Here is a 16,151-nt window from a genome sequence, read left to right on the forward strand (position 1 = left end):
CAAGGAAGATATGTTAGACAGCTTTTTTTACCTGTTACTTATTATCTGTTACTTGTTACCTAAACAGAAACTCCATATTCTCTTAGAGCATCGTTTAGTGAAGTTTTCTTATCGGTTGAGGCTTTACGCTGCCCGATGATAAGGGCACAAGGTACTTGGTAATCACCTGCTGGGAAGTGCTTGGTGTAACTACCAGGAATCACTACTGAGCGTTCAGGTACATAGCCTTTCAGTTCTTTAGGTTCGCTACCCGTTACATCAATGATTTTAGTAGAGGCTGTAAGCACTACATTAGCACCAAGTACCGCTTCTTTGCCTATGTGCACTCCTTCTACCAAGATACAACGCGACCCGATGAAAGCCCCATCTTCTACTATCACGGGAGCTGCTTGCAAGGGTTCTAATACACCTCCTACACCTACGCCACCACTCAGGTGCACGTGTTTGCCTATCTGAGCGCAACTACCCACAGTAGCCCACGTATCTACCATTGTACCTTCATCTACATAAGCCCCTATATTCACATAGCTGGGCATCAGTATAGCGCCTTTGGCAATAAAAGCACCACGACGTGCTACAGCAGGTGGTACTACGCGCACTCCTTTCTCATCGTAGTTGTGTTTGAGCGGAATCTTATCGTGGAACTCAAAGATACCCACCTCTACGGGTTTCATATTTTGGATAGGGAAGTAAAGCACAACCGCTTTTTTTACCCATTCGTTTACTTTCCAGCCATCGGCAGTAGGCTCTGCCACTCGCAACTGACCTAAATCTAAGAGGTGAATCACCTCACGGATAGTCTGTTGTACAATTTCCTCACGAAGCAGAGAGCGATTTTCCCACGCTTCGTCTATCATTTGTTTTAAGTGTTCCATTTTATTATAATTGTTAACTGTTAATTGCTCTTATCGCTTTTTCAAGTGTTTCAATTTTCGCTAATGCATCAGCTTCTTTTTTGCGCTCGTTATCTACTACTTGAGCAGGCGCTGAATTTACAAACTTCTCATTAGAAAGTTTCTTGCGTACTGAGGCTAAAAAGCCTTGTGTATAGGTAAGTTCCTCTTGTAGTTTTTTAAGTTCCTCTTCTACATTCACTGCCCCTTCCATTGGGATAAAGTATTCATTAGCTTTTACGCGGAAAGACATTGCACCTTCTATGGCTGTACTCACTTCGGTAATAGCCTTAAGTCCGCCCATTTTGCTAAGTACCACATCAAAACGATTGCTCATTTGCTCTTTGTTTAATACCGAAAGGCTAAGCGGTGTTTTGAAAGGTATATTCTTCTCTTTGCGCACCGTGCGGATACCTGCTATCACTTCGGCAGCAAAATCAAATTCTGCCAATAGTTTTTCGTCGTACGGCTGTACAGTGGGGTAGGTAGCCACGATAAGGGCTTGTTTAGGGGTACGAGGCGCTAAACTTTGCCATATTTCCTCGGTAAGGAATGGCATAAAGGGGTGGAGGAGTTTTAGTAAATTCTCAAAAGCGGCTACCACGCCCTCATAAGTGTCTTTGTCCATCGGTTTGCCGTATTCGGGTTTTACCATTTCCAAAAGCCACGCACAGAAGTCGTCCCAAGCAAGTTTATAGATTGCCATTAGGGCATCGGAGATGCGATATTTCTTAAAATGGTCTTCTACTTCGGTGAGTACTGCGTTGAACTTCGCTTCAAACCATTGCAAAGCGAGCTGAGCAGCTGCAGGTTGTGCTACTGAGCTATCCACTTGCCATCCTTTTACCAATTGGAAAGCATTCCACAATTTGTTGCCAAATCCTTTTCCTTGCTGACAAAGGGCTTCGTCAAACAGCAAGTCATTACCTGCTGCCGATGAGAGCAAGAGCCCCACGCGCACGCCATCAGCACCGTAATCGGCGATGAGTTTGAGCGCATCGGGCGAGTTGCCTAAAGATTTTGACATCTTGCGGCGTTGCTTATCGCGCACTAATCCGGTAAGATACACATTGCTAAACGGACGCTCGCCTTTGTACTCAAAACCTGCTACGATCATTCGGGTTACCCAAAAGAAAAGGATATCAGGTCCTGTTACCAAATCGTTAGTAGGGTAATAATACTCAATTTCAGGGTTGTTAGGCTCTAAAATACCGTTGAACACACTCATAGGCCATAACCAAGACGAGAACCAAGTATCGAGGGCATCTTCATCTTGTCGCAAATCGGCTTCAGTAAGATGTGCATTACCGCTCTTTTCTTTAGCCAAAGCGAGGGCTTCTGCCTTAGTTTTGGCTACTACAAATTGGTCTTTACCTTCGCCGTAGTAGTAAGCAGGAATCTGTTGTCCCCACCACAATTGGCGTGAGATATTCCAATCGCGTACGTTCTCTACCCAATGGCGATAAGTATTTTCAAACTTTTTAGGATATAGTTTGATGCTTTCGTCTTCCAATACCGCCTTGATAGCAGGTTGGATAAGGGTGTCCATTTTGAGGAACCACTGGTCGGAAAGGCGGGGTTCTATCACGGCTTTGGTACGCTCTGACGTCCCCACTTTGTTAGTATAAGTCTCTTTTTTAGCGAGTAAGTTTTTTTCTTCTAATTCGGCTACTATCTCTTTGCGCACTACAAAGCGGTCTTTGCCAGCATAGTGTAAACCGTAGTGATTAAGGGTTGCATCATCATTGAAAATATCAATCACTTCTAACTGGTGCTTGTCGCCCAAAACCTTGTCATTAGGGTCGTGGGCTGGGGTTACTTTCAGGCAACCTGTACCAAATTCTACATCTACATACTCATCTTCGATAATCGGAATTACGCGGTTGCAGATAGGCACAATCGCTTTTTTGCCTTTCAGGTGTTGCCAACGCTCATCATTAGGGTTGATACAGATAGCCGTATCGCCAAAAATCGTTTCAGGGCGCGTTGTAGCAATGATAAGGTACTCATTTGTCCCTTCGATTTGATATTTCAAATGATATAAAAATCCTTGACGTTCTTCGTAAATCACCTCCTCGTCAGAAAGGGTGGTCTTAGCCTCTGGATCCCAGTTCACCATACGATGTCCGCGGTATATTTGTCCTTTGTTGTACAAATCTACAAACACTTTGATAACCGAAGCCGAAAGCTCCTCGTCCATTGTGAATTTAGTGCGCTCCCAGTCGCAAGAGCAACCCAATTTTTTGAGTTGTTCGAGGATTACTCCCCCGTATTGGTGTGTCCATTCCCAAGCGTGTACGAGAAACTCCTCACGAGTAAGGTCAGATTTTTTAATGCCTTGTTCTTTGATTTTTGCCACCACTTTAGCCTCTGTTGCAATAGAAGCGTGGTCAGTACCTGGCACCCAGCAAGCGTTGAAGCCTTTGAGGCGAGCACGGCGGATAAGTACATCTTGAATGGTATTGTTGAGCATGTGTCCCATATGGAGCACCCCTGTAACGTTAGGGGGCGGAATCACAATGGTATAGGGGGTACGCTCATCGGGGGTTGAGTGAAAATAGTTGTGGGCAAGCCAATAGGCATACCATTTTTCTTCTAATTCTGTAGGATTGTATTTTTTAGGTTCTGTCATACGTATCGATTTGTCGATTTGCTATTAATTATCAAGGTTTGTTAAATCAAAGAACATCTGGCGAATGTCATCATTGTTGTCTTTTTCAGTTAAGAATTCAAAACCTAACTTTTGGTAGAAGGTTAAAGCTCCTTTATAGGCATCTACTGTGATAAGTCTGCAAGCTATCTTTTTGTTTAAATCAACGCAATCACGTATAACATTGCGAATAAAAATCATTCCTAATCCCTTGCCCTTGTAAGTTTTATCAACGGCTAAACGTCCTATTTTTACAGCAGGCACACTTTTCAAATGTCGTTTAGGGTGAGGAATTAGATGACTTAAAAACTTTTTGTATTTACTCTTTGATGGAAAATCTTCTTCCTTGAGTTGCAAACTATCGTTGAGTACACTATAGTAGCCTAAAGTACGTTCTTTATCTTCAATGATAAAGGTGGTAGCAAGCAGTTCTTTTTGATATAGTAATGCTTTATTGAACAGGAAATCATTCAAATCATCATCTTCACAGTCAAAAGGTTTGATAGGGTAATTTTCTTTTAGTTGAAAGAAAGATAAACCCTCTAAGCTATTTCTTTTCAACATCTGGGTTTTCTTTAAAAATTGATTTTAAACGTTTTGCATCTTCTTGGATTACTTCCCAAGTAATGCCTTTTTTCTTTAAATTCTCTTTAAAGTTTGCTAACTTGTTGTAGAATGCTATGACTTCTTCTCCCTCCAATACGGGAGTAGGTAAAATATCTCTTGCCATAATATTATTTTTCTAATGTGTTGATTTTGGGTGCAAAGGTAGTGATTAATTGACAATTAACAATTATCAATTGTCAATTATTTCAGTTCACCAATTTTTGTAGGGATTTTTGCTAAGCATAGCATTGTAATAACGCGCCTCATTGGTTACTTCCTCGCCTAACCATTCGGGACGCTCAAAAGGGGTGTTTTCAGAGGGTAATTCTATCTCAGCAATCACTAATCCTTCATTGTCTCCATAGAACTCATCTACTTCAAAACACAACTCGCCACAAGGCACGAGATAACGGGTTTTGTCTATCACTCCCTTTTCACAAAGAGTGAGCAGTTGCTCAGCATCGGCTACTGCAATGGCTTTCTCCCACTCAAAACGCGTGGTGCCGCTCTCGTTGCTACCGCCCTTTATAGTGAGGAATGCTTCATCGCCTTTTAGGCGTACTCTCACTGTGCGCTCTGGCACCGAACTCAAATAGCCTTGTGTGATGCGTATCGCCTTAGTAGCAAGCGCTTTATAAGTGTTGCTTTTCACCTTGAATTTGCGTTCTATTTCTTGTAACATAGATTATACTTCTGTGTGACTTTTGTGAGAGAAAGGTACATACCAAGCGAGTGTTATGGAAGGAATTATTAATACGATGGCTAAGAGGAAGAAACCTAAATACCCTAAAGATTCGCTCAATGCTCCACTTGCCATTCCTGATAAAGCTAAAGATAACATCGCTAAACTATTACCAAAAGCATTATGCGTCATCTGATTTTTACCAGGAGCTACTTGTTGCATAATGAAGAGAGTAAGTCCTACTGCCCCAAAACCATAACCAAAGTTTTCACCTATCACACCAAGTGCAATAGTAGTGAGATGGGTAGGCTGGAAATATGCCAATAACAAATATACTATAAATTGAATATTATAAGCACAAACGAGAATAAAAAGGGATTTTTTGAGCCCTACTTTTGATACGTAATGCCCTGCTAAAATAGAGCCCGTAATAAAAGCTATAACTCCCGCTGTACCATAGATAAAACCTACTTGTTCATTGCTGAGCTCTAAACCTCCTTCAGCAACTTTCCCTTTGAGGAATAAAGGAAATATTTTCATTACAAAACCTTCAGCAAAGCGATATAAAAAGATAAAAATAAGGTAATACCAAATATGTTTTTTCCGAAAGAAATCAACGATGATACTTCCAAGTTCATTCATTTTTTCTGAAAAATCACCAGTAGTTTTTGGTTTCACATCGCGAGGTAACATATAAAAATGATAAACCCCTACAATGCCAAAAATAGCCGCACAAATACTCATAACTACCTGCCATGATGCTACTTGTGAAAAACCTTGTTCTGTTACTAACCAGCCTGCTAAAAAAATAAGCCCTCCGTTAGCCAATACTTTGGCAATATTATAAAAAGCTCCTTGCCAGCCTGAATAAGCACTTTGGGTAGCTACATCAAGCTGTTCCATATACATTCCATCAAGAGCAATATCGTGAGTAGAACCACTTAGGGCAATGATTCCCATAAATACTAATACCATAGTGAAGAAATTAGGCAGGGGCAGCGAGAAGACAATAGCTCCAAAAGCAACTGCTGATATAAGTTCGGTGATAAAAATATACTGCCGTTTCGTACCGAAAAGTTCCATTATAATACTAATGATAGGTTTTAGTGACCACGGTAAAATAATCCAACCTGTCCAAAAAGTGTGTTGTGACTTAGGAATTCCTAAATCTTCAAAAAATACTGAAGCTACCAGAGTGAGCATAATCATAGGTAACCCCATAGCAAAATAGGCAGTAGGCACCCAAGTAATAGGATTTTTCTTTTTCATAACAGTTGTTGTTTAATATGTTTTTATGTGTTTGTTAAAAAAATCCGACAAATGTACGACTATTTTAACAATTAACAAAAATAATTGTTAATTATTAATTGCTAATTGTCAATTATTTATTACCTTTGCAAAGTTTTTCATATAACTCAAAAAAATCATAATTAACAAAGAATGAAAAAATCATTTATTTTAGCAACTTCAGCAGCCTTATTATTAGCGAGTTGCGGCACTACTAAGGGCGCGTTAGACAAAGCTCCTACTTCTGCTTTTGCTGAAAAAAAATACAGCGACGACACTCTCAAAAACTGGCCTCACCAAGGTTTTAAACAAAAATTCCCAGGTATTAACTTAGATGAGGCTTATGCCCTCCTAAAAAATCTTACTCCTAAAAAAATTATCGTAGGGGTGGTAGATTCTGGTGTAGATATCAATCACGAAGACCTTAAAAACGTGATTTGGACAAACACTGCCGAAATTCCTAACAATGGTAAAGACGACGATAAAAACGGCTATGTAGACGATATTCACGGTTGGAACTTCCTCGGTAATATCATTCAAGAAAATACCGAAATGACCCGTATCTACAAAACTAAAAATACTAAAAACCCTGATTATGCCCGCGCTAAAGAAGAGTACGAAACAGAAGCCTCTGAAGCAAAACGCACTAAGGCTTTCTATCAACAGCTTATCGAAACTGCTGATTTCGCCGATAAAGCCGTACGCAAAATCGTAGGTAAAGATACTTATACCCTCGAAGATATCGAAAAAGCTACCAAAGGAAAGTCTTATGACGCAATGACTACCGATATGATAGGCTTTATGAAAGAACTTTTGGCTCGCGCTAACGATAATGAAGAAATTAAAAAAGAATTGAAAGAGGGCGTAGACTATTTCGATACTAAACTTAAATATCACTTGGGTTTAGACTTCAGTCCGCGTAAAACAATCTTGAAAGACGACGAAAACGACTTTTCTAAAAAATATTACGGCAACAATAACGTAATAGGCCCTGATAGCAAAGAAGCTCTTCACGGTACTCACGTAGCAGGAATCATTGCTGCTGAACGCAACAACGGCATCGGTATGGATGGAGTTGCTAATAGCGTATGGATTATGCCAGTACGTGCCGTTCCCGATGGTGATGAATACGACAAAGATGTCGCTCTTGCTTTGCGTTATGCAGTAGACAACGGTGCTAAAGTAATCAACACCAGCTTTGGTAAAGGTTTTTCTCCTCACAAAGAGTGGGTGTATGATGCTATCAAATACGCAGCTTCTAAAGATGTACTGATCGTAAACGCTGCTGGTAACGACTCTCAAGATATCGACGTGAAAGATACTTACCCTAACGACGAGGTAAACAAAAAAGAAATCTCTGATAATTTCCTTACTGTAGGAGCTCTCAACTATCAGTTCAACAAGAATTTAGTAGCCGAATTTTCAAACTATGGCAAACGCAACGTCGATGTATTTGCCCCAGGGGTAAAAATCTACGCGACTGTTCCTAACAACAAATACCAATTCTTACAAGGTACTTCAATGGCATCGCCTGAAGTAGCAGGAATAGCAGCCTTGTTGCGTTCTTACTTCCCAAGCCTTACAGCTGCCCAAGTGAAGAAAATCATTATGGATTCAGGCGTGAAAGTGAATATGAATGTATATGTAGGTGAAGATAAAGGCGATGGCAAAAAACGTCCAGAAAAGAACTTTAGTGAACTTTCTACAACTGGAACTATTGTAAATGCTAAAAACGCTGTGATAATGGCGGCGAAAATGGCAAACGTTAAATTGAAATAATCAGATAATAGTTCAAAAAAAGCTGCCTTAAGGCAGCTTTTTTTATTCGTCATCGTCATCATCGTCATCGTCTTCGTCCTCATAACGCTCAATGAACTCATCGCTTACCGCATTGAAATCTTCGGCAGTTTTTACTATAAAAGCGTTGTTTTTATTGAGTTGAGCTTGCTCTTCTGGAGTACCTTTCAAGCCTTTTAAACGCATTTGGATAAGGGTTTTGTAACCATCTTTCATCAAAGCATCGTAATTATCAAAGAATTTGATAGCAGCTTCAAGCAATGAAGTATCACCTTTGTAAGCACCGAGTTTGCGTACTTCTTCTTTGAAAGTTACAAGGTCTTCAATCCATTGCAAACGCACTTCTTCAGCGCGGTTGAAATCGTTGTCGTCCATAGCGTCGTTCATTTCAGCCATTTCATCTGTACAACCATTGGTGATACACACAATTTCGTTGTTGTACTCTATGGCATCATCGTACTCACCTTTAGCGTAGTACACACCTTCATCAGGTTGCCAACCTCTTTTTTCGTTGCCACCCCCCATAGCAGCATTCATTTGTTGTTGCATTTGCTGTTGCATTTGCTCCATTTGTTTTTGCATATCTTCAGCCGATCCTCCCATCATATTCTGAAGATTCTTTAGAAAATCCATCATAATCTAATTATTTTATAATAATTTTTAATAGATTGCAAATGTAATATAAATGTTATAAACGACCACAATATCGTTTAAATATTAACAATAATTTAACGCCTAACTCTTATTTTCTTTCTTCTACCACTTCTTTAATCTATACTACTTAAATCCTATTTACTTAATAAACAGCTATTTACAAAAAAGAGTAAAAAATATTTTCACTTTCCTGCACGCAAATAAAAATAAAAATATTACCTTTGTAGCTCAAAAAAACTTTTTGATAAAAACCGATGACAGTAGAAGTAAAAAAAGAAGGTAAATTTACATACATCGAAAAAGGTGAGGGCACTCCTATCATTATCTTACACGGCTTGATGGGTGGGCTTAGTAACTTTGAAGAAGTAGTTTCTTTTTTTTCCCATAAATATAAAGTGGTAGTCCCCGAACTGCCTCTCTTCTCTATGCCTTTGCTCACAACTTCAGTGAAAACATTGGCTAAATATATACAGAAATTCATCAAACACAAGAAGTTTGAAAAAGTAATCCTGCTTGGCAATTCGCTTGGCGGACACGTAGGCTTGCTCTATGCTAAAATGCACCCTAAAAACGTACTCGGATTAGTGCTTACAGGTAGTTCTGGATTGTACGAGAAAGCAATGAGCGATGGTTATCCACGCCGTGGTGATTACGATTTCATCAAAAAGAAATGCGAAGAAGTGTTCTACGACCCTGCTGTAGCTACTAAAGAAATTGTAGATGAGGTATTTGCTAATATCTCCGATCGTTCTAAACTCATCAAAACTTTGGCGCTTGCCAAAAGTGCTATCCGCAATAATATGGCAAAAGATTTGCCTAAAATGGAAACCCCTACTTGCCTCATCTGGGGTAAGAACGACAATGTAACTCCTCCTAAAGTAGCTGAAGAATTCCACGAATTATTACCTAATTCCGAACTGCACTGGATAGACAAATGTGGTCACGCTCCAATGATGGAACATCCTCAACAGTTCAATGATATTTTAAATAAGTGGCTTGAAAATAAGGAGGTAAGATGATAAAAAAAGCTGAATTTGTGATGAGTAACTCTCAGGTGAGTAAATGCCCCAAGGAAAACTTACCTGAATATGCTTTTATAGGGCGTTCCAATGTAGGGAAATCGTCGCTTATCAATATGCTTACCAATCACAAGAATTTGGCTAAAACTTCAGGTCGCCCTGGGAAAACCCAACTCATCAATCACTTCAAAATAGATAATAGTTGGTTTTTAGTAGACCTCCCTGGTTATGGTTATGCAAGGGTATCCAAAGAAACTAAAAAGGTATTTCAGCAATTTATTACTAAATATTTTGAAGAACGGCAACAATTGGTATGTGCATTTGTATTAGTAGATGTGCGCCACGAACCTCAGAAGATAGATGTAGAGTTTATGCAATGGTTAGGCGAACACGACATTCCGTTTGCTATTGTTTTTACCAAAGCTGATAAACTCAAACCTTTAGCTATTGAACGCAATATAGCTGCTTATCAACAAGTACTCCTCGAAACTTGGGAAGAATTTCCGCCTTACTTCGTCACTTCAGCCGAAAACAAAACCGGCAAAGAAGAACTAACCCATTACATCGAACAAATCAATAAATCAATTGACAATTGATAATTAACAATTGTCAATTGTTAGAATACTTCTGATATTACCTTCACTATATTATCCGATTTTCCCATTGAATAGTAGTGCAAAACAGGTACCCCAGCGGCTTTCAGCTCTTTACTCTGCTGAATTGCCCACTCTATACCCACTTGTTTTACCTCGTTGTTGTTCTTGCAGGATTCTACTGCTTTGATGAGCTCTTCGGGGAAATCTATTTTAAAGGCTTGTGACAGTAGGTTGAGGTGCTTTTTAATAGCAATAGGTTTAATCCCTGGTATGATAGGTACATTGATGCCTGCTTCTTTGGCTTTCTCTACAAACTCAAAATACTTCTGATTGTCAAAAAACATCTGTGTTACCACATAGTCGGCACCAGCATCTACCTTTTCTTTTAGGCGCGCCAAGTCCGAGGTGAGTGAGGGGGCTTCAATGTGTTTTTCAGGGTAACCTGCTACCCCTATACAGAAATTAGCCTTATGGTCGGCAGCAATACCATTGAGGTAAATCCCCTTGTTCAAATTGCTGATTTGAGTAACGAGTTCGGTAGCGTAGGTATGTCCGCCCTCAGTAGGCTGAAAGTAGCGTTGTTCTTTCATCGCATCACCACGCAATGCCATTACGTTATCAATACCCAAGTAGAGGCAATCTACCAATAGATACTCAGTTTCTTCTTTTGAAAAACCACCACAAAGCACGTGTGGTACAGTATCTACCTTATATTTATGCTGAATAGCCGCACAAATACCCACTGTACCAGGGCGCATACGGGTTACTTTCTTTTCCAATAGCCCATTAGGGTGTTCAATGTAATAATACTCCTCGCGTGAAGTAGTTACATCTATAAACGGAGGATTGAACTCCATTAGGGGGTCTATGTTTCGGTATAGTTCTTCAATATTATTTCCCTTTTTAGGAGGTACTACTTCAAAGGAGAAGAGCGTTTTTCCTTTGGCATTCTTAATATGGTCTGTTATTTTCATATTTTCCTTTAAATTCTTCTTTTGCTATCAGTGTATATTGTTTCACAAAGTCTGTTTTGTGAGCGGTATAAGCATCTCGGTCGTGCTCAAAAGGTTTCCAAAGTGATAATTTAAGCCTTTCATAATCTTTGGCTACCGATGGGTGTGCTTGCAGTTCATCGCGAAAATAGAGTTCGTCATTATTGCCTTCATAACGCAAATGCAGATGAAACACACGTTCTGCAAACCCATTAATAGTATAGCCTTTATTAAAAGAAATCCTATCGTTTGTTTCATTCATACATAGATAACCTGATTGTAAAATGACTTCTTTTAGCTTCTGAAATGAACTGTCCTTTTTCACTTCTAATAACATATCTACAATAGGTTTGGCTTGTATTCCTTCCACAGCGGTACTGCCTATATGGCTTAGCCGTACCACTTCGTTAGAGGGCAATTGTTTTAAAAGGAAATTGCGTTCTTCCTCATACCATTCTTTCCACAAAGGGTTGTGCTGTGTAAGATTGATAGGGAACAGTTGCCACAATTCCTGCAACGACATCTTTAACAAAGGATTTTCTTCTTGATTCATAGTGCTAACCCCTAAAACCTACTTTTCTCTGCTAATCTTAAAATATCGCCAAATACCCCACGTGCGGTTACCGAAGCGCCTGCGCCTGCTCCTTGTATCACGATAGGGTTATCGCCGTAAGATTCGGTGTAAATCTCAAAAATAGAGTCAGCACCTTTTACCTGACCGAGGGCACTGTTGCGCGGAACCGATACGAGCGATACGTCTAACTGAACCGTTTCGGTAGAAGCTAAGTCGCCGTGAAGGTCGCCTACATAACGCAGTACGTGGTCGGGTGCTTGCGCTTCTTTGATTTGCTGATAAGGCGCATTGAACTCTTCTAAACGTTGCAAAAAGTCTTCCACTGAGCCTTCTCTCAAATGCTCGGGGATAAGGTTTTGTATCTTCACATCGGTGAACTCATTGCCTAAATCAAGCTCGCGGGCTAAGATGAGCAGTTTGCGCCCTACATCGTTACCACAGAGGTCTTCACGAGGGTCGGGTTCGGTATAACCGCTGTTGATAGCGTGCTGGAGCACCTCGCTAAACGGCTTGTTTTCCGCTGAAAAGGTGTTGAACAAATAGCTGAGTGTTCCTGAGAAAATTCCCTTAATACGGGTGATATTCTCACCCGAATGATGCAAGAGGCGAATGGTGTCTATCAATGGTAAGCCTGCCCCTACATTGGTTTCGTAGAGATAAGTTTTTTGGTGTTGTTTGAGAGTTTTGCGCAGTTCTTGGTAAAAGTCAAATGAAATAGTATTTGCTATTTTATTAGCTGAAACCAAGTCGTAACCGCTCTTGATAAGTGGGATATAGTTGTCTACAAAGGTTTTGCTGGCGGTTACATCTACGGCGATAAGGTTCTCCAAGTGATGTTTATCTACAAAGGCTTGCAAAGTGTCAAAACTATAAGGCACAGCTTCTTTATCGAAGGCAGAACGCCAATGACTGCCAATTCCTTTTGCATTGGTGAGCAGTTGTTGTGAATTGGCGATAGCAACGATACGCAAACTGATGTTCTTGCGGTGGAGTATATTGTCGTGTGCGGCAATCACTTGGTCGATGAGGGTAGCCCCTACGGTACCTTTACCAAAGATTACCAAGTTGATACGGCGTGAAACCCCAAAGATTTCACCGTGAATTACGTTCAATGCCTTGTGGAGTTTTTCGGTTTTGAGTACCAAACTCACGTTTTTGCCCGTTACGGCATTATTGATGAGCAAAGGAACGATTTGGTTGCGTATCAAAGCGTTATAAGGGTGGTGGAAAGTAGCAAGCGGTTGTCCTACGATAGAAATTACAGCTACATCTTCTACGATACTCACACTGCTCACATCATTGGTGTAGAAGTCGTGTGAGAATTCCTCGTCTATAGCAGCTTTGGCAAGTTTAGCATCTTTAGAAGCTACGACTAAGCCTACCCCGCGCTCCGATGACCCTTGCGAGATGATACTCACACTGATACCTTTTTGTGCGAGCGCTTTAAAAATACGAGCATCTACGCCCACTTTGCCCAAGAGTCCGCGACCTTCCATCACGATAAGGGCATTGTCTTTAATTACAGAAATCGATTTGATACCTTCTTGCACGCTTTCTTGGTGAATGAGTGTGCCGGCATCCTCACTGTTGAAAGTGTTTTTGATACGCAGCGGAATGCCTTTTTCAATGAGTGGGATAATGGTTTTAGCGTGAAGTATAGAAGCTCCAAAGTTAGCTAATTCATTGGCTTCTTCGTAAGAAAGATGACGTATAATTTTGGCTTCGGGTACTAACTCAGGATTGGCAGTGAAGATACCGTCGACGTGGGTGTAGTTTTGCAGTTCGGAAGCGTTGAGGTAGTTAGCCAAAAGTGCTGCCGAATAGTTACTGCCATTGCGCCCTAAGGTAGTAGTGTCGCCTTTTTCGGTGGAAGCGATAAAGCCCGTAACCACTGCCACAAAATTAGGTGGAATGGTTGCAAAGCGGTCACGAGTGAGTTTTTCGGATACTGAATTGATGATTTGTGCATTGCCTACTACAGCATCAGTTTTGAAGATTTCACGGCTATCCACAAAAGTACTTTCCAAGCCTTTTTGCTGAAGTAGTGTTGCCACAAGCTTAGCAGACATCAGTTCACCTTGTGCTAATACCAAATCTTTGGTCTTAGGGCTGTAGTCTTTCAGTAGCGAAACGCCTTCAAGGAGTTTTTCGAGCAACTGAAATTCAGGCTCAAACGATACACTATCGTTATACTGTTGTTCGTCTTTCAGTTGTTGAAAGTCGGCTGTATAGTCCTCGCCTTTACTCGCCTTTTCGAGCAAAGCTTCTAATTCATCGGTAGTGTTGCCTCGCGCTGAGACTACTACCGATAGAGGTTCTTTATGTGAAGTAATGATAATATCAATCACCTTTTCAATGCCGTCATTGGCAAGTGATTTTCCACCAAATTTTAATATCTTCATCTTATAACAATTAACAATTGAAAATTAACAATTAACAAATTCTTACCTCTTATCTCTTACCTAACGAACACTTTTTTTAAATACTGTTCTAACTGTTTGTGTTCTATTAGGAAAGCATCGTGACCGTGTACGGAGTGGATTTCGTAATAATCTACGGGTTTGCCCATTTCACGGAGTTCAGTTACGGTATCGCGGTTCTCTTGAGGAACGAAATACAAGTCGGAATCGGTGCTTACGATGGTAATGTGTGCGGTGATAGGCGCTACAGCCTCGGCAAAACTACCGCGTTCTTTTGAAATATCTATCGTTTTTACCAATTGGTTCATCAGTTTGTAGGCGGAGAGTGAGAAGCGTTTGTGTAGCTTCTCTCCGTGGTGTAAAAGCCACGTTTCTACATTGTACAACTGCAACGGAATGTTGGTGGTTCGCTCAAACTTCAGTTTCAACGATTGAGGAGTGCGGTAACACAACATCGCGTGGAGGCGTGCATCGTGCAAGGGGTGTGTAGAGTTTTTGAGTATCTGCTCTTGCAAGAGGCAGTTGCCTATAATCCAGTCGGTTGCTTTCCAATCGGCAGCTACGATTACCAATTCTTTGAAAAGGGTAGGGGCGAGGGCTGCCATTTCCCAAGCAATACCACCACCTAACGAGCACCCTACAAGGGCAAATACTTCTTTAAGTCCTAAATGCTCGGTGAGCCCTTGGTTGAAAATACGCGCTATATCTATACCCGCCCAATGCTCATAGTTAGGAATCATATCTTCTTCGCGTGCTCCAAAACCATTGCCAGGGATATTAAAAGCTACTACTGTGTATTTGAGGGTATCAATCAACTTCCCTTCACCGATGGCTTCTTTCCACCAGCCGTTTTCACCCGTTACTTGTGAATTGCCTGTAAAAGCGTGGTTTACTACCACCACGGGTGCTTCTCCCAGCGGTAAGCCAAAACATTGGTAATACAACCTAAGCGAAGGAATACGCACCCCGTAGGAGGTGACAAAATCAGTAAGAGTATAATGCAAAATATCTGACATAGATTATGGGGAATATTTCTGTAACTATTATTTCAAATAGCGATTTTTTCTATTTGAAACGTAATGTACTCTGTATATGTAATTAAAGCGGCGCAAAAGTAAGAATGTTTTTCTTATAAAACAAGTTTTTGACAATGAATTGTTTAAATTTACTAATTTGCCAATAATCTTATACCTTTACCGAATCATTTAGAATTATCGAGATAATGAAAATTGTTAAACAAAATAAACATTCGTAACTATACACTTATTTTCTTTGGTAAAAAGGGAGGGTATGAAAGAAAAATAACAGTTTTGAAGGCTAAATTTTCAGCTGAAGAGTTAAAAAAAATGAAAGAATGTGTAGATTATTACTATAAATATAATGCACCTACTGAAAAAATACTATTCTCTTGTAGCATTGTCTAAATAATTTTTTGTACATTTGTAGCGAATTTTAAACTTTGTACCAATGAAAAAAATATTATTGATGTTGCTCTCTGTAATAGCTTTTGCAGCGTGCTCAAAAAAAGATGATAATCAGGATTTCAAACATCCTAAGGAATTACAAGGTACTTGGGTGTATGAAAAGTCGATTTTACCTGATGGTAAATTGTTTTCAGAGATAACTTCTATTGAAGAAATGGAATGTTCCAAAAAGACTAAATATACCTTTTATGGTGAGTTTTTAACTTCAGAAGAACATATTTTTAAAGGAGGTAATTGCCAGCAAAATACAGCTAGCGTAAAGTATTTTGTAGAAAATAATAAACTATGTTTAGATAATGGCAATGGTGTAGTACTTAAAGCTTATGATATTGTTAGCCTCACCTCCACACAGTTTGTTTTTAAATACAATAGTGAACTTAAAACATTTTTGTACTCTCAAATACCTTATGACCCAGCTCTTAAAGAAAAAGGTTATACTATTGATGATATTTTGAATGTAACAATTACTTATCGAAAACTATAAATAAAAAAGCTGC

Annotated in this window: 16 protein-coding genes; 5 read left to right on the forward strand and 11 right to left on the reverse strand. The window is 39.9% G+C overall.

What is annotated here, in order from left to right:
- Positions 1 to 59: 59 nt before the first annotated feature.
- From JMN12_RS11535 to JMN12_RS11560, 6 genes are all read right to left on the reverse strand, one after another.
- Positions 60 to 875, reverse strand: a complete 816-nt coding sequence (locus JMN12_RS11535; protein WP_203139303.1) for a 2,3,4,5-tetrahydropyridine-2,6-dicarboxylate N-succinyltransferase — start codon at positions 873 to 875, stop codon at positions 60 to 62.
- A gap of 13 nt (positions 876 to 888) precedes the next feature.
- On the reverse strand, positions 889 to 3,525 hold the full coding sequence (locus tag JMN12_RS11540) for a valine--tRNA ligase (protein ID WP_203139322.1): 2,637 nt from the start codon (positions 3,523 to 3,525) through the stop codon (positions 889 to 891).
- Positions 3,526 to 3,549: 24 nt separating this feature from the next.
- Complete coding sequence (locus JMN12_RS11545; protein ID WP_203139325.1) at positions 3,550 to 4,107, reverse strand: GNAT family N-acetyltransferase; 558 nt, start codon at positions 4,105 to 4,107, stop codon at positions 3,550 to 3,552.
- Positions 4,091 to 4,273, reverse strand: coding sequence for a hypothetical protein (locus JMN12_RS11550; RefSeq protein WP_203081999.1), 183 nt, complete (start codon positions 4,271 to 4,273; stop codon positions 4,091 to 4,093). The genes JMN12_RS11545 and JMN12_RS11550 overlap by 17 nt, the downstream gene beginning before the upstream one ends.
- Positions 4,274 to 4,360: 87 nt before the next feature.
- Positions 4,361 to 4,831, reverse strand: a complete 471-nt coding sequence (locus tag JMN12_RS11555; RefSeq protein WP_203139328.1) for a CYTH domain-containing protein — start codon at positions 4,829 to 4,831, stop codon at positions 4,361 to 4,363.
- Positions 4,832 to 4,834: 3 nt separating this feature from the next.
- Positions 4,835 to 6,100 carry an MFS transporter gene (locus JMN12_RS11560; protein ID WP_088595026.1) on the reverse strand — a complete coding sequence of 422 codons (1,266 nt, stop codon included), beginning with the start codon at positions 6,098 to 6,100 and terminating at the stop codon, positions 4,835 to 4,837.
- A gap of 171 nt (positions 6,101 to 6,271) precedes the next feature.
- Here JMN12_RS11560 and JMN12_RS11565 point away from each other — a divergent pair, with 171 nt between their 5' ends.
- The gene (locus JMN12_RS11565; protein WP_203139331.1) at positions 6,272 to 7,897 is read left to right on the forward strand and encodes a S8 family peptidase; all 1,626 of its coding nucleotides are present in this window, start codon (positions 6,272 to 6,274) and stop codon (positions 7,895 to 7,897) included.
- A gap of 42 nt (positions 7,898 to 7,939) precedes the next feature.
- Here JMN12_RS11565 and JMN12_RS11570 read toward each other — a convergent pair whose 3' ends face one another.
- Positions 7,940 to 8,551, reverse strand: a complete 612-nt coding sequence (locus JMN12_RS11570; RefSeq protein WP_238423897.1) for a hypothetical protein — start codon at positions 8,549 to 8,551, stop codon at positions 7,940 to 7,942.
- Between the two features lie 272 nt (positions 8,552 to 8,823).
- Here JMN12_RS11570 and JMN12_RS11575 point away from each other — a divergent pair, with 272 nt between their 5' ends.
- Together JMN12_RS11575 and yihA are read left to right on the forward strand one after the other, a co-directional pair.
- Positions 8,824 to 9,588, forward strand: coding sequence for an alpha/beta fold hydrolase (locus JMN12_RS11575; protein ID WP_203139334.1), 765 nt, complete (start codon positions 8,824 to 8,826; stop codon positions 9,586 to 9,588).
- On the forward strand, positions 9,585 to 10,184 hold the full coding sequence (gene yihA, locus JMN12_RS11580; protein ID WP_203139337.1) for a ribosome biogenesis GTP-binding protein YihA/YsxC: 600 nt from the start codon (positions 9,585 to 9,587) through the stop codon (positions 10,182 to 10,184). Before JMN12_RS11575 ends, yihA begins: the two co-directional genes overlap by 4 nt.
- Before the next feature lie 20 nt (positions 10,185 to 10,204).
- On the opposite strand, the gene metF is transcribed toward yihA, so the two are convergent.
- From metF to JMN12_RS11600, 4 genes are read right to left on the reverse strand one after another with little or no spacing between them, the layout of a single operon-like run.
- On the reverse strand, positions 10,205 to 11,158 hold the full coding sequence (gene metF, locus JMN12_RS11585) for a methylenetetrahydrofolate reductase [NAD(P)H] (RefSeq protein WP_009410407.1): 954 nt from the start codon (positions 11,156 to 11,158) through the stop codon (positions 10,205 to 10,207).
- Entirely contained in the window at positions 11,136 to 11,729 is a 594-nt protein-coding gene (locus JMN12_RS11590; RefSeq protein ID WP_203139340.1) for a GrpB family protein, read from the reverse strand. Before JMN12_RS11590 ends, metF begins: the two co-directional genes overlap by 23 nt.
- An 11-nt stretch (positions 11,730 to 11,740) precedes the next feature.
- The gene (thrA, locus tag JMN12_RS11595; RefSeq protein WP_203139344.1) at positions 11,741 to 14,152 is read right to left on the reverse strand and encodes a bifunctional aspartate kinase/homoserine dehydrogenase I; all 2,412 of its coding nucleotides are present in this window, start codon (positions 14,150 to 14,152) and stop codon (positions 11,741 to 11,743) included.
- Between the two features lie 56 nt (positions 14,153 to 14,208).
- The gene (locus JMN12_RS11600; protein WP_203139347.1) at positions 14,209 to 15,186 is read right to left on the reverse strand and encodes an alpha/beta fold hydrolase; all 978 of its coding nucleotides are present in this window, start codon (positions 15,184 to 15,186) and stop codon (positions 14,209 to 14,211) included.
- Positions 15,187 to 15,399: 213 nt separating this feature from the next.
- Here JMN12_RS11600 and JMN12_RS11605 point away from each other — a divergent pair, with 213 nt between their 5' ends.
- Both JMN12_RS11605 and JMN12_RS11610 read left to right on the forward strand, forming a co-directional pair.
- Positions 15,400 to 15,594: a hypothetical protein gene (locus tag JMN12_RS11605; protein ID WP_203139350.1), complete on the forward strand. Its 195-nt coding sequence runs from the start codon at positions 15,400 to 15,402 to the stop codon at positions 15,592 to 15,594.
- 43 nt (positions 15,595 to 15,637) lie between these two features.
- Positions 15,638 to 16,138 carry a lipocalin family protein gene (locus JMN12_RS11610; RefSeq protein ID WP_203093205.1) on the forward strand — a complete coding sequence of 167 codons (501 nt, stop codon included), beginning with the start codon at positions 15,638 to 15,640 and terminating at the stop codon, positions 16,136 to 16,138.
- Positions 16,139 to 16,151 lie beyond the last annotated feature (13 nt).

It is taken from the genome of Capnocytophaga genosp. AHN8471, assembly GCF_016806945.1.
GTDB lineage: Bacteria > Bacteroidota > Bacteroidia > Flavobacteriales > Flavobacteriaceae > Capnocytophaga > Capnocytophaga periodontitidis.